This window comes from Flavimarina sp. Hel_I_48 (assembly GCF_000733945.1).
Taxonomy (GTDB): domain Bacteria; phylum Bacteroidota; class Bacteroidia; order Flavobacteriales; family Flavobacteriaceae; genus Leeuwenhoekiella.
On the sequence record NZ_JPOL01000002.1, the window covers coordinates 178291 to 193363 of the forward strand.

Consider the following 15073-nt stretch of genomic DNA (forward strand, 5'->3'; position numbering starts at 1 on the left):
TCTTATTCTGAGCGCTCCATATCCTTCAGCTTATTTTCCCGCGCTTGCAGACATTTTTCCTGAGCATATTCCCAGCCCTGCTGCCACCAGTTGGTCATCAATTTTTTATCAAAAATCAAGCTGTTTTCGGTTAGTTTTGAAGGTGTATAATACAGATTTAAGGGAACATCTTTATTGATCGCGGCAAGTTTGCCCACGACCACATCGTGATACTCCACCTGATCCATAAGAAAACTGAACAGGCTCACCATTAGGGAAAAAGGATTCTGGCCCAGGATCTTATTGTATTCCATGTTTTCAGATTCAAGGATGATCGCATCAATTTCCGTTGCACCGCGTCGTATCGCTTCCCGAATGGGAACAATACAGCCAAAACCTCCATCTGCATATTCATAACCGTTTTTGTTCACCAGGCTCATAAACGGCACAAGATTGCAGGAAATCCAGATCCACTCACAGAATTCGTCGTAGTTGTAATCATCCATGGATTTATACTCTACCGCATTTTTGGTAAGGTTTGAAACGGTCACAACCACATTTGTGCGGCTCGCCTTCACTTCTTCAAATTCTGCCCGGGAAAGGTTCTTTTTGATCGCTTTTAAAAGGTTTTTGCTTTCGCCAAAGGTTCGCTTGCGCTTTATAAACTGCCTTACCGTATTCCAGTAATTGATCTCTACATATTCCCTGTTATCCTTTTTTCTGATTTTGAACGGATTTACGTTAAATATCGTGCTTTGGTTTACATTGGTATAAATCTGGTGGGCGCGTTCTATCTGACCGTTTGCCAACTGAGAAATCAACAAACTTCCGGTAGAAGTTCCCAGAAACAAATCGTATTTATTTTTTTCTTCCTCGAGTAAATATTGGGCCACACCACCGGCATACGCCCCTTTACTTCCCCCTCCCGAAATGACTAATGCACGCATTAATTAAGTTTTTTGTTTAAATAATCTTCGGCTTTCTTATCGTTCAGCTTTAAATCACGAAGCGCGTTGCTCCACATGGTTTCCTCAAGCAAAAGATCAAGGATTGCTCGACAGCTCTGGGCAAAACGCCAGTTAAAATGTACACAGCCCAGGACAAGGTTTTTCAGACTTCGGTTTTCATACAGTTGCAGTTGGTACAAGTATTTGAACGCGTTTTCCCGCACCTGAAAAGGGTGCCTGGCATCTGTATAATCCAGTAGTTGATTGTAGCGCTCCTCTTTTGCATCAGGTTTATACGAGGATGTTGCAATGGAAAGCGCCAACCACAAAGTCTCTATATTTTTATCTGAAAAGCCCTCTACGCCTTCCAGTTTACCTAAATAGGTGGCCCTATCCTGCGGAAAAGAAACCCAAAGCGCAAGCAATGCCGCCTCCCGGGTAACATAAGAATCGTCATCAAGCAAGATTTCGTAATCGGTTTTCATCACCGATGGAACTTCCTGCATAGAAAGCGCCACCGCCTGTCTTACCCAGCGATTCCCGGAAGCAATCGCTTTTTTGTACAAGGGGAGCGACTCGTCCAGAGGCGCTTCGGCCAACTGATAAACGGCTTCCTGGCCCAGGTAATCGTTAGGCAACTTAAGCATCTTTTCAATCACTTCTCTTTTTTCTGAAAGGGCAATTTTCCGCAGGGCGGAAAGTTCCAGATAGGTACGTATAAATTCTGATTTCTTCAACGACTCCAATGCCACATCTGCCTGAAAAGCGCTTTGTTCCAACCAGTCTTTTTCAAAAGAGGCCAGATCTTGTCCACTTGCTTTTTCCGCAGCAGCGATAAAATCAGCAGTCACTACATTTTCAAACTGGTGTTTTTTTAAATATGAAATTACTACCAACTTAAAAGCTTCGTCCCCAATATTCTCCCTTAAGATATGAAGTGCCCAGGCACCTTTTTGATAAAAAGTAAGCGAGCTGGCGCCGGGATTTAGTAGTTTTTCCCCTTTACCGCGATCGCTGAGTTCCTTAAGCTGCTCTGCGGTTTGATATAACTTAAAGTAAAAATAATCATTACCAAACACTTCTTTTTCGGCCAATAGCGCGTAGTACGTGGCAAAACCCTCCTGCAACCAGTGGTGCGTCCCGGAGGTTTCTGTAACCAAATCACCAAACCACTGGTGGGCGAGTTCATGTGCATTAACATTAACATAATTGCGATCTTCAAAACCTGTACTATCCACCACAAAAGAATCGCTAAAGAGCGTCGCAGTGGTATTTTCCATACCCGCATAAAGAAAATCCTTGACCGGTACTTCCTTATAATTCTGCCAGGGATAAGAGACCCCAATTTCATTTTCCAAAAAATCAAAAATCTGTTTTGTATATCTATAAGTGGGCTCTACTTCGTTGAGATCTTCGGGATAATAATAAAGCGCTATGGGAGTACCGGAGGTTGATGTGAGCTCCTTATTTTTATAATCGCCAATGGCAAGCGCAACAAGATAACTGGATATGGGATTTTGCATGTCAAAATACCACACAACTTCACCAGATTTCTCCTCCTTTTTAGTCAATTTTCCATTGGAAATGACCGTTTTTCCCACAGGAGCGGTAATCTGAAGATCAAATTCGATCTTGTCGTTCATATCATCAATACTGGGGAGCCAGTTTGAGGTATATTTTCCCTGACCCTGTGTCCATAGTTGGCTTTTACCCTCATTATTGACAAAATAAAGCGCTTGCGAAGGTTTAGAAGTATAACTAATGCTGGCCGAATACTTTTTTCCCGCGGAAAAAGACCCGAATAAAATCAGGTGATTTTGGTCGAATTTTGACTGAATTTTGGCTTTTTTTGACTCATTTTCAGCGTTTTTCAACGAGATTTCAAAAGCGGTTATATTTTTAGCGTCCAGATAAACAGAATCCGTATCCTTTAAAATGTTGAATGTTACAGTCAACGTTCCATCTATGGTTTTGGTAGTGAAATCTGGGGTAATTTCTCCCTGGATATGGGTAAAATCCACGATTTCTTTTTGCTGTGCCTGAGCAAAAAATGTGCAAAAAAAGAATAAAAGCAATGTAAAATACCTGTGCATAAAACCGAAACTAAGTATAAAAGCACAAATTAAGGATTTGATTTTAATATCTGTTATCTCTTTGTTCAAATGAAAATGAACATTTTAAACAATTAGGACAAAGTAGGCGATTCACTTAGCTTTGCAGCATTATAATAAAATTAACACAAAAGCCGAACTATGAATCCCGGCAAACTGCAAACACCCATAGATTACCTCAAAGGCGTAGGTCCCAACCGGGCGGCGCTGCTGCGCAGTGAACTCAATATTCAAACCTATCAGGATCTGCTCAACCTTTTCCCCAATCGTTATATTGACAAGACACAATATTATAAGGTGAGCCAGTTGCAGCCCACGCATGCAGATGCGCAGGTTGTGGGCAGGATCATTAACCTTAAAACTTTGGGAGAGGGCCGTTCCAAACGTATGGTAGGGACTTTTAAAGATGACACGGGAATGATGGAACTGGTCTGGTTCCGTGGACATAAATGGTTGCGCGACCGCTTAAAAATAAACGCCATATATGTAGCTTATGGAAAGGTGCAGAAATTTGACAGCACCTACTCGATCGCCCATCCCGAGCTCGAACTCCTGGAAGAACATGAGAAGAACCTGCGCAGTGCCATGCAACCGGTTTATCCTTCCACCGAAAAACTAAGCAATAAGGGCGTGACCAACCGTGTCCTGAACCTGCTCATGCAAAATCTCTTTCTTGAGGTCAAAAATGAACTTACAGAATCACTTTCCCCAACCATTCTGGAAAACCTGAAATTAATGCCCAAAAATGAGGCGTTTTTCAACATCCATTTCCCAAAATCACAACCCGATCTCGCCCGTGCACAATACCGATTGAAATTTGAGGAATTGTTCTTTATGCAACTGCAATTGATCATTAAAAACCAACTGCACAAAAGCAAAATTAAAGGCTATCCTTTTTCTGAAATAGGCGCCTATTTCAATACCTTTTATACCGAACATTTACCCTTTGAATTAACCGATGCACAGAAGCGAGTGGTGAGGGAAATTAGGCATGATCTGGGGCAGCCAGCGCAGATGAATCGGCTTTTGCAGGGCGATGTGGGTTCTGGGAAGACCATTGTGGCGCTCATGGCAATGTTGATGGCACTTGACAACGATTTCCAGGCATGCTTAATGGCTCCTACTGAAATTTTGTCAGTCCAGCATTTTCAAAGTTTAAGTGCTTTGTGCAAACCTTTAAAAATCAGTATTTCATTGCTTACGGGTTCAAGTAAAACTTCAAAGCGAAGAGTCATCCATGAACAACTTGAAAACGGTGAATTGAACATACTAATTGGTACTCATGCACTGCTTGAAGATAAGGTGAAATTCAAAAATTTAGGCCTGGCGATTATTGATGAGCAGCACCGTTTTGGGGTTGCCCAGCGCAGCAAGCTTTGGCACAAAAATGAACTGCCGCCGCACGTGCTTATCATGACCGCAACCCCTATTCCCCGCACCCTTGCCATGAGTGTTTATGGCGACCTGGATGTTTCGGTAATTGATGAGCTTCCGCCGGGGCGGAAACAAATAAAAACAGTGCACCGTTTTGACGCCAACCGGCTAAAGGTTTTTCGGTTTATCAGGGATGAAATAAAAAAGGGAAGACAGGTTTATGTCGTTTACCCACTTATTCAGGAAAGCGAGGCGCTGGATTATAAAGATCTTATGGACGGTTTTGAGAGCATAAGCAGGGAATTTCCCATGCCCGAATATCAAATATCCATCGTTCACGGGCAGATGAAACCAGCAGATAAGGAATATGAAATGAACCGTTTTGTAAAGGGGGAAACGCAGATTATGGTCGCCACAACGGTTATTGAAGTTGGGGTGAATGTGCCCAATGCTTCTGTGATGATCATAGAAAGTGCAGAACGTTTTGGCCTTTCTCAATTGCACCAGTTGCGGGGTCGCGTGGGCCGGGGTGCAGATCAAAGTTATTGTATACTTATGACGGGCCATAAACTTTCGGAAACCAGTAAAACACGCTTGCAGACCATGACCCGCACAAATGATGGTTTTGAAATTGCCGAAGTGGACCTTAAATTACGCGGCCCGGGAGATATCATGGGCACGCAGCAAAGTGGCGTTCTCAATCTTAAAATCGCCGATGTTGTGGCAGATAATGACATCCTTAAAATTGCCCGCAGCTATGCATGGGAAATTATCAAAAATGACCCTTCACTGAAAAACCCTGAAAACAAAGCTGTTAGACGCACCTACGCGCAGGTTATGAAATATAAAAATATTTGGAATTATATCTCATAAATTGGATAATCTACCGTTAGTAGTACTGTGAATGTTAAAATTGGTTTTGTGACGCAACCCTTTTGACATTTCCGCATCTCCTATACAAACAAACTTTATCCAATGGAAATAATAAGTATAATAATAATCCTTGCCCTATTGCTATCTTCCTGTACCACAGATGAAAGAAGTGAAGAAATAGCAGTTTTTCAAAAAAATCCAGATCTTGACCAATGGCACAACCGCCAACACTTATGGATGATGCATCAAAAGGAGAAAATCAGAAAAAGTCAGGCAGAAAACCGAAAAATGGAATCCTCTTTCCATATACGGAATAAAAACAAATCCCGAAGTGAGGTACACATTATAAATACATACCAAACCTCACAGCAGGAAACCTCTTTTGAAAATAATCTTAACGAGGAGCCTATTGAATTCCATAAGGAAGAACCTGTTCTTGAAACCTATTAAATATTCATTTTTTAACTAAAAAGGCAATTTTTTACTTAAATAGATCATTTTTTATTGATTTTCTAAGTAAATCCTTCTTTTCATACATTTTCTTTTATCTCCTCTTTAAAAATTAAGCGTTAAAGTTCCCTTGCCCAAAAACCTTGAAAAAAAGGATATAATCCTATATTTGCAGCCTTAAAACAAAGCAATGCAAATTTCATACAACTGGCTCAAACAATTTATCAAAACAGACTGGGATGCGGCAAAAACAGGAGAACTGTTAACCGATCTGGGTCTGGAAGTAGAAGGCATAGAAGCCTTTGAAAGTATAAAAGGCAGCCTTGAAGGCGTTGTTGTGGGCGAGGTTCTTACCTGTGTGAAACATCCCAATGCAGACCGCTTGCAACTCACCACGGTATATCTGGGCAATGGAGACCCTGTTCAAATTGTTTGTGGGGCGCATAACGTTGCCGCCGGGCAAAAAGTTCCAGTAGCAACTATAGGCACTACGCTGTACGATGATAAAGGCGAAGCCTGGACCATTAAAAACGGTAAGATACGTGGCGAAGAGAGCAATGGCATGATCTGCGCTGAAGACGAATTGGGACTTGGCAAGAGCCACGACGGGATCATGGTACTAGACAAAAACCTTGAACCGGGCACTCCACTTTCTGAACTTTATGATGTAGAGAGCGATCACGTATTTGAAATAGGACTTACCCCTAACCGTGCAGATGCCATGAGCCACATGGGCGTTGCTCGTGATTTACGGGCAGGTATGGTGCAGCTCAATTTAAATTCTGAATTTATCACCCCATCCACCAGTTCCTTTTATGTGGCCAACCGTACCCAAAAAGTTACGGTAGAGGTCGCAGATCATGAGTTGGCTCCCCGCTACTGTGGTGTTACTCTGGGAAACCTTAACGTTAAGGAATCCCCAGTCTGGTTACAGAACAGATTAAAATCTATAGGGCTTACGCCAAAAAATAATATCGTGGACGCAACCAATTATGTGCTGCACGAACTCGGCCAACCCTTGCATGCTTTTGATCTTTCAAGAGTGAACGGCGAAGAAATACAGGTAAAAACCCTTCCCAGCGGGACTAAATTCACCACGCTTGACGGTGTGGAACGTGAACTGCACGAGGAAGACCTCATGATTTGTGATACTGACAAACCTTTGTGTATCGCAGGTGTTTTTGGAGGTGAAGATAGCGGGGTAAGTGAAGGCACAACTTCCATTTTTCTGGAGAGTGCCTATTTTAATCCTGTAAGCATTAGAAAAACGGCTAAAAGGCATGGGCTAAATACAGACGCATCCTTTCGCTTTGAACGCGGTATCGATATCAATATCACAAAATACGCCCTCAAACGCGCTGCCTTGCTCATTCAGGAGATTGCCGGTGGTGAAGTGACCAGTGATATTGTTGAAATCTACCCTAAAAAAGCCGAAGATCATCAAGTTGTTCTCAACTACGACCGTGCCTACAAACTCATAGGAGAAGAAATCCCAAAGGAAACAATCAAATCTATACTGGCATCGCTTGATATTAAAATTATTAATGTTACCGAAAGCGGCCTGGGAATGATGGTCCCGCCTTACCGAAACGATGTAACACGTGAAGTTGATGTCATTGAAGAAATATTGCGGGTTTATGGCTATAACAACATTGGTTTTAAGACAAAACTTAACGCCTCTATAGCGTCAAGCAACAGACTGGAAGATTACCGTGTTCAGAATATTATAGGAGATCAGTTGGCCGGACTTGGATTTTATGAGATCATGGGCAACTCACTCACCTCCCCGGCCTATGTAGAACTTACCGAATCCCTAAAGAAAGAACACAACGTAAGCATGCTCAACCCCCTGAGCAATGATCTGAGCGTTATGCGCCAGAGCATGCTTTTTTCGGGATTGGAAGCGGTTAGCCATAACCTGAACCGAAGACAGGACAACTTTAAGTTTTTTGAATTCGGTAAGACCTATCACAATTACAATGGCACGCACGAAGAGCAAAAATGCCTAAGCCTTTTATTCACCGGTAACCGCGCTGCGGAAAACTGGACGGTTCCTGCCATGCCCACGACTTTCTTTTATTTAAAAGGTCTGGTCTACGCGATAATAGAGCGCCTGGGACTGGAGCATACCACCGAAAAACCTGTAAAAAACGATATTTTTTCCGAAGGATTACAGCTCAGTATATCTAAAAAGGAAATCGTTCAACTGGGTACGGTCACAAAAAAAATCGCTGCCCGTTTTGATATTGATCAGGAAGTAGGTTATGTAATCTTCAACTGGGACAATATATTGTCACTGTTAGCAGACAAAAAAACGTTGTTTACGCCCATTCCTAAATTTCCTGCCGTACGAAGGGATTTTGCCCTTTTACTGGATAAAAATGTACCGTTTTCAAAGATTTATGATATTGCCAATAATGCGGATCATAAATTCTTAAAAGACGTAAACCTCTTTGATGTCTATGAAGGAAAGAGTCTTCCAGAAGGAAAAAAGAGCTACGCGGTAAGTTTTATGTTCCAGGACGAGAAGAAAACAATGACTGATAAGCAGGTAGACAAAATTATGGCCACCTTCAGGAAAAAATTTGAAGATGAAACGGGAGCTACTCTGCGATAATACTTTAGCATTTTAAGTAGTGTGAATTAGACGTTCTTTTGCTAACTTTACGTTGCTAAAAAAGAAAAAAAATGCTATTTAACAGAACAAACGTCCATCAAAAGCTGGTTAGGGAGCGCGACAGGAAACAAGATCCAGATTCTGTGCTTTCTCAGGTTTATGAGATACTGAACCAGGATCATGCCCAGGAAGAGAAAATCAAGGCTGCTTTAAGTCGCCTGGGTATAGGCGAAGTGAATGCTTTCGATTTTGACCAGCTGGAGAGCGAACGCATTTTCCACGAAGATACGATTCGTACGATTTGTATAGATTACCGCCTTCGGTTTCTGGACACGTATTATTTTAAGGGTAAAATCCCTCAGGAAGCGATCAACGCCATAAAAAAGCTGGAACGTGATCATGATATGCCATTAAGTGGCTTTAAGATTATTGCTCCCTCAAAAATGTTTGTTCTGAACAAAACCGACGATCCACTTATGTTTGCACCCATGGGCAATGGTTATTTTTATCTTATCCATAAATGGGGACGTGATTTACATCCCTTTCGTAAGTTAAGGATGTGGCCTTTTAAATCTTTCGAAAATCTTATATTTACCATACTCCTATCAAGCGTATTGACAACGATGATGGTACCCGATGGTCTTTTTGCGCGGGAGCAAACCTTTAGTCAGGATATCATGGTATTCTTCTTTATGTTTAAATCTATCGCAGCTGTTGTGTTGTTCTATGGTTTTGCATCGGGCAAGAATTTTAATACTGCGATATGGCAGAGCAAATTTGATAAAGCACAATAATTTTGAAAGAATCTGATTACGAGCATGTTTTTACGGGATCTGCGATAAAGGCAAACTACTTAAAGAATATTTTTGATGAGGAAGGAATTTCCGCTGTAGTTAGAAATGATCATGACAGTCAGTTGCGGGCTGGTTTTGGTGGCTCTTATGCCAACCAGGCCCTTATCTTCGTAAAAAGGGACGAGTCTATGCGCGCCAAGCGCATTGTAGAAAGAAAAATGGAAGGAGAGGAAATCCCTTCAGAAATCCTGGAAAAACAAGCGGCTGAGAGTCGGCTGGACGAAGAAGAAACTGTTCAAAAGAATCATAAACGACCTTTAATTAAAAAAGATACCAAAGCCAATCGTTCCCTTTTTAATATTTTGCTGAACGTGGTTCTGATACTTTACTCCCTCTGGCGGCTTATGCCCCTTTTACAAGGTGAAGAAATCAGTACCTGGCGTATACTTTTAAGCGGATTTATTCTTGTTTTTTGTAGTATAACTGTATTCAATCACTTTAGAAAGTAAAATTTTCCTTCGCTTCTTTAGCGTTTTCAAGGCATTTAAGGTCTATTTTACTGAATTAATCATAAAAAAACCGGTTAAAATGGATAAAAACTGTTTAATTTAACCGGTTTTTTATATTTTAAATCCCTTTTTTAATAACAAAAGGGGAATAACTATTTAAGCTTCCACAGCGTACATCTCATTGCGCTGTTCCCTGATTTTAGGATCGCTCATATAATCATCAAAATTCATGTAACGGTCAATAATACCTTTGGGCGTAAGCTCAATGATGCGATTTCCCACCGTCTGTGCAAACTCGTGATCGCTAGTGGTAAGCATAAGCGTACCCTTGAAGTTTTTTAAACTATTATTGATCGCGGTAATCGATTCAAGATCCAGGTGGTTTGTAGGCTCATCGAACATAAGCACATTCGCCCGTTGCATCATCATTCGGCTTAACATGCAACGTACTTTTTCCCCTCCGGAAAGTACATTTGAAGTTTTGAGGGCTTCTTCACCTGAGAAAATCATTTTCCCTAAAAATCCACGTAAATACACTTCTTCCCGTTCCTGTTCGGTCTTTGCATATTGACGCAACCAGTCTACGAGCGTAAGGTCATTTTCAAAAAAACCATGATTATCTAACGGAAGATAGGCCTGATTTGTCGTTACTCCCCATTCATATTTGCCCTCAAGAGCCTTTTGCTCGCCATTGATTATTTCATAAAAAGCGGTAGTGGCCCTTGTATCTTTGGAAAACAAAATCACTTTATCCCCTTTTGCAAGATTTATACTCGCCTTTTGAAAAAGGGTTTCTCCATCTATTGAACTCGCCAGTTTATCTGAATTGAAAATCTGATCCCCTGCTTCGCGTTCGCGTTCAAAAATTATAGCGGGATAACGGCGACTTGACGGTTTGATTTCCTCGATATTAAGCTTATCAATCATTTTTTTACGCGATGTGGCCTGTTTACTCTTGGCGACATTCGCACTAAACCGCGCTATAAATTCCTGTAGTTCTTTTTTCTTTTCTTCTGCTTTTTTATTCTGATTGGCCCGCTGGCGCATCGCTAGCTGAGAGGACTCATACCAGAAGGTATAATTACCGCTGTAATGCGTGATCTTCCCAAAGTCAATATCTGAAATATGGGTACACACCGCATCGAGGAAGTGACGGTCGTGAGATACTACGATCACACAATTATCATAATTGGCCAGGAAATTTTCCAGCCAGTTGATGGTTTCATAATCCAGGTCATTTGTAGGCTCATCCATGATGAGTACATCTGGGGTACCGAACAAAGCCTGTGCAAGAAGCACACGGACTTTTTGCGTATTGTCCAGATCCTTTAGGTGCGTATAATGTAAATCTTCGGGAATACCCAGGTTAGAGAGCATGGCTGCAGCATCGCTGTCTGCGTTCCAACCGTTCATTTCTTCAAATGTTACCTGTAGTTCCCCTATGCGGTCAGCATTCTCGTCTGAATAATCCGCATATAAGGCATCTATTTCGGTCTTGATTTTATAAAGAGGCTTGTTACCGCGCAATACCGTATCCAGAACCGTATGATCGTCATACGCAAAGTGATCCTGTTCAAGAACTGACATACGTTTGCCCGTTTCCAGGCTTACGTGACCTGATGTAGGATCCTCTTTCCCTGATAGAATTTTCAGGAAAGTAGATTTACCGGCGCCATTGGCCCCAATGATCCCATAACAATTACCCTGTGTGAATGAAGTATTTACTTCATCAAACAAAACGCGCTTGCCAAACTGGACAGAAAGATTAGATACTGCTAACATGTGTAAAGGTGGTTTTTAAAAGATTGGCAAAAGTACTTAAAATAGGACGAATCAAAAAAGATTAACTTTTAAAAAGAAGCTTTTAACTAGGACTTAACAGCACTTCTACAAGAGGCGGTTATATTTGATTTTAAGTTTTTTCATCCCCAAATTTTATATGTATTGTAGGCTCTTTATTCTTTTATTGACATTCTCTTTTTATAGCTGTACCGAAAAGGCCCCAAAAGCGAAGTACGGTACCTGGTTTGGTGGCCACATTGTCAATCCTGTAGGTAATTCAGTGATTTTTAGAAAAGGAAATGATATCCTTGCTGAGATGGAATTGAATGAAGAAAATCGTTTCCTCCTAAATATACCTGATTTTACTCCAGGTCTTTATGAGTTTCTTCATAAAGAGCGACAACTTGTTTATCTAACTGCTGGAGATAGTGTTACTTTAAGAGTAAATACGTTTGAATTTGACGAAAGCATCACCTTTACGGGAATAGGTGCGGCAAAAAACAACTTTATGATTGATCTTTTCCTAATGAATGAAAAGGAAAATGCTCAAATGGCAAATAATGCGATCTATTATAAAACACCAGAAAAATTTGAACATTACCTGGATTCTTTGCAGCTCATTCGTAATAAACGTTGGGAGGATTTTCAGGATAAGCATAATGCGGGAGAAGGTTTTTCTAAAATCGCCCATGCTATTATAAATTACGATATATACGCACGTAAGGAAGTATATCCACTTACCAACTTTGTTTCTTCAAAAATGAACTTACTTCATTCTATGCCCAAGGGATTTTACGATTACCGGAAGTATGTTTCATTTAACCAGGAAGAGTTTTTGTCTTTATATTCATACCAGCGGTTCCTTTTTAATTATTTCAATCAGGCTTCTTTTAAGAAGTATGGTCACGATTTTCCTTTTGACCCACAATCCTTAATACACAACACAATAGAGATAAAACTTATAGATTCTTTAGTTACAAATAAAGCAATTAAGAATTTCTTAATGACCCGCAATATCCGAAACTACCTTTCTAACAGCAATAATAAGGCTGGCAACAAAGAAATGTATGACCAGTATATGAACTTTGTTCAATCTGAATCTGATAAAAAAAATATTAAAGAGCTTTATCTTAGTAACCAAAACCTTGAATCTGAGAAACAAATTCCTGATGAAACTTTGTTCAATACTGATTTTGAGAAAATTTCACTACGCTCGCTTATTAAAAAACCAACAATAATTTATTTCTGGTCTTCAGAGAGCAGAAATCATATGATACGTGCACATGCCAAAGCAGAAAAGCTTAGGGTGCGTTATCCGCAATACGATATTCTAGACCTCAATCTTGATATAGACCCAGAAATGTGGGTGGAAATTTTAATAAATCAAAATTTTGATGAAAGCCATTCTTATCGTTTTGTGGATGCAATCGACAAATCAAGAAGGGAATTTTCAATTAATAATATTGTGAAAACACTTGTTCTAGACAAGGACGGCATTATTCTAAACGCCCACGCGAATATGTTCAGTTCGCGTTTTGAAAGTGAAATATTGGGATATCTCAATAAGAATGATAAGTAAATTTAAACTTTGAGGTTTAAAATAGTGTTTATAATGCAATCTTATTCGAGCAGACTTTTGCATCTTAGTAGACAGCATTTGGGAACGCGATCTTCTATTCCCTATAATAGTATTTAATAGATCATGAAACCTTAAAGTATTATGCAGGGAGTTTTAATTTCTAAGTAAAACTGATAATTAGCTATAACCTTCAATTGAAAGCATAAAAAAAGAGCCGAGAATATCGGCTCTTTTTTATTATTGGATTCTTCTAATTAAGCATTTTGACCTGCATTAAAATCTGCTAAGAACTTCTCAAGACCTATGTCTGTCAATGGGTGCTTCAATAAACCTTTAATACTATCAAGACCACCGGTCATTACATCTGCACCAAGTTTTGCACAATCAATAATATGCATGGTATGACGAATAGAAGCAGCTAAAATTTCAGTTTCATAAGCATAATTGTCAAAAATCATACGTATTTCTGCAATTAGGTTAAGACCGTCTGTAGAAATATCATCCAGCCTGCCAATAAAAGGAGAAACGTAAGTTGCTCCAGCTTTAGCTGCAAGCAATGCTTGCCCCGCTGAAAATATAAGTGTACAGTTGGTACGTATGCCTTTATCGCTAAAATATTTAAGCGCCTTAACACCATCTTCAATCATGGGTATTTTTACCACGATCTGGTCGTGCAAAGCAGCTAGCTCTTCACCTTGTTTTACCATCCCGTCAAAATCTGTTGCAGTAACTTCCGCACTCACATCACCATCTACAATTTCGCAAATTTTAGAATAATGCTTGAGAATATTATCATGACCTGAAATACCTTCTTTGTGCATAAGTGAAGGATTTGTAGTCACACCATCCAGAACGCCTAGTTCCTGTGCTTCTTTAATCTGATCAAGATTTGCTGTATCTATAAAAAATTTCATATTAATTATCTTTTGTTATTGGTTGATATAAGTTTCAGGTAAAAATAACGATTTGTTCTTAAAATAAGGAAAACTACAAGCCAATTCTATAATAAGAAAACGTTTATGAACATAATTAAATGTTAACGTAGCCTTATAACTTATAGTGGTTGAGTAATAAGCGCTCATAAAACTTACCTGGCAGCACCCCTTTAAGGAAAACTGAAAATTTTTGCATGAAAACGCCCACCTTGTAATTGACCTTAGGCTGTTCCGTTTTCATGATTGCCAGTACCGCATCTGCCATGACATCTGGTGACTGGCCATCAGCTACGTGGGCATCCATCATATCAAGTGATTTTCCGTAACTTTTTGCGTAGGGGGATTGTGCATTGCTTGGGGCGTGATAACGACCGGCAGCAATATTGGTCGCAAAATCACCCGGGGCAACATTGGTTAGTTTTACATTGAATTCTTTCAGTTCCATACGCAGTGCTTCCGTGGTCAGGCCTAAGGCACCCTTTGTTGCAGAATAAGCACTGCGGAAAGGCAAGCCCATAAACCCTGCGATGGAAGTCACATTGATTATCATCCCGGCTCGTTGCTCGCGCATGATGGGAAGCACAGCTTTTATAAGATTTATGGGACCGAAATAATTAGTTTCAAAAATGGATTTAATTTCGCTTTCCGGGATTTCCTCAAGGGGACCGCTAATACCCTTTCCTGCATTATTAATCAGAAAATCAATGCGTTTTTCACGGATCAGGAGTTCGTTCACGGCATTTGTGATACTTTCTGGTCGCGTGACATCAAGCGGGAGGAACCGCACGCCATTGCTTTCTTCTGCTTTGGGATTACGGCTCGTGCCATAAACACGGTACTTATTTTTTGCAAGATGCTCGGCAATGGCCTTTCCTATCCCTGAAGATGCTCCTGTTATAAGTACTACTTCAGCCATTGTAAAAAGTTTAGAGTAGGTAGTTTAATAGTGGCCTGCGCTTCTAACACACTGAAAAATCCTTGACTTTAGCGCACAAAAAATGGCAAGCTACCTACATCACACCGCTACGACCATCTACCCTTGCTGCGTTCCCACCCTGGGGGATTCGACAGGAGCTGGTTGTGTAGGACTTGCCGGTGCAAATATAGAAAAAGATCATGTTTC

At 40.5% G+C, this 15073-nt stretch carries 11 protein-coding genes and 1 other RNA gene; 6 read left to right on the forward strand and 6 right to left on the reverse strand.

What is annotated here, in order from left to right; all coding sequences use genetic code 11:
- Positions 1–2 precede the first annotated feature (2 nt).
- Positions 3–926 carry a patatin family protein gene (locus P162_RS01050; protein WP_031425339.1) on the reverse strand — a complete coding sequence of 308 codons (924 nt, stop codon included), beginning with the start codon at positions 924–926 and terminating at the stop codon, positions 3–5.
- Entirely contained in the window at positions 926–3088 is a 2163-nt protein-coding gene (locus P162_RS01055; protein ID WP_241077713.1) for a M1 family metallopeptidase, read from the reverse strand. The genes P162_RS01050 and P162_RS01055 overlap by 1 nt, the downstream gene beginning before the upstream one ends.
- 90 nt (positions 3089–3178) lie before the next feature.
- On the opposite strand from P162_RS01055, the gene recG reads away from it, so the two are divergent.
- The 5 genes from recG to P162_RS01080 all read left to right on the forward strand — a co-directional run bounded on the left by recG (position 3179) and on the right by P162_RS01080 (position 9654).
- Positions 3179–5284, forward strand: a complete 2106-nt coding sequence (gene recG, locus P162_RS01060; RefSeq protein ID WP_031425341.1) for an ATP-dependent DNA helicase RecG — start codon at positions 3179–3181, stop codon at positions 5282–5284.
- 102 nt (positions 5285–5386) lie between these two features.
- Complete coding sequence (locus P162_RS01065; RefSeq protein ID WP_031425342.1) at positions 5387–5734, forward strand: hypothetical protein; 348 nt, start codon at positions 5387–5389, stop codon at positions 5732–5734.
- Positions 5735–5924: 190 nt separating this feature from the next.
- Positions 5925–8351, forward strand: coding sequence for a phenylalanine--tRNA ligase subunit beta (pheT, locus tag P162_RS01070; RefSeq protein WP_031425343.1), 2427 nt, complete (start codon positions 5925–5927; stop codon positions 8349–8351).
- A 71-nt stretch (positions 8352–8422) separates the two neighbouring features.
- Entirely contained in the window at positions 8423–9145 is a 723-nt protein-coding gene (locus tag P162_RS01075; RefSeq protein ID WP_031425344.1) for a hypothetical protein, read from the forward strand.
- A 2-nt stretch (positions 9146–9147) separates the two neighbouring features.
- Positions 9148–9654: a putative signal transducing protein gene (locus P162_RS01080; protein ID WP_051907717.1), complete on the forward strand. Its 507-nt coding sequence runs from the start codon at positions 9148–9150 to the stop codon at positions 9652–9654.
- Between the two features lie 156 nt (positions 9655–9810).
- Here the strand turns inward: P162_RS01080 and P162_RS01085 are convergent, their stop codons facing one another.
- A complete protein-coding gene (locus P162_RS01085) occupies positions 9811–11436 on the reverse strand; it encodes an ABC-F family ATP-binding cassette domain-containing protein (protein ID WP_031425346.1) in 1626 nt (541 codons plus the stop codon).
- Between the two features lie 157 nt (positions 11437–11593).
- On the opposite strand from P162_RS01085, the gene P162_RS01090 reads away from it, so the two are divergent.
- Positions 11594–13015: a TlpA family protein disulfide reductase gene (locus tag P162_RS01090; protein ID WP_164076169.1), complete on the forward strand. Its 1422-nt coding sequence runs from the start codon at positions 11594–11596 to the stop codon at positions 13013–13015.
- Between the two features lie 254 nt (positions 13016–13269).
- Here the strand turns inward: P162_RS01090 and fsa are convergent, their stop codons facing one another.
- The 3 genes from fsa to ffs all read right to left on the reverse strand — a co-directional run bounded on the left by fsa (position 13270) and on the right by ffs (position 15045).
- Positions 13270–13929 (reverse strand): fructose-6-phosphate aldolase, encoded by a 660-nt coding sequence (gene fsa / locus P162_RS01095; RefSeq protein ID WP_031425348.1) that lies wholly within the window; start codon positions 13927–13929, stop codon positions 13270–13272.
- Positions 13930–14062: 133 nt separating this feature from the next.
- Positions 14063–14866, reverse strand: a complete 804-nt coding sequence (locus P162_RS01100) for an SDR family oxidoreductase (protein WP_031425349.1) — start codon at positions 14864–14866, stop codon at positions 14063–14065.
- 80 nt (positions 14867–14946) lie between these two features.
- An RNA gene (ffs, locus tag P162_RS01105) (signal recognition particle sRNA small type) lies at positions 14947–15045 on the reverse strand.
- Positions 15046–15073: the final 28 nt, after the last annotated feature.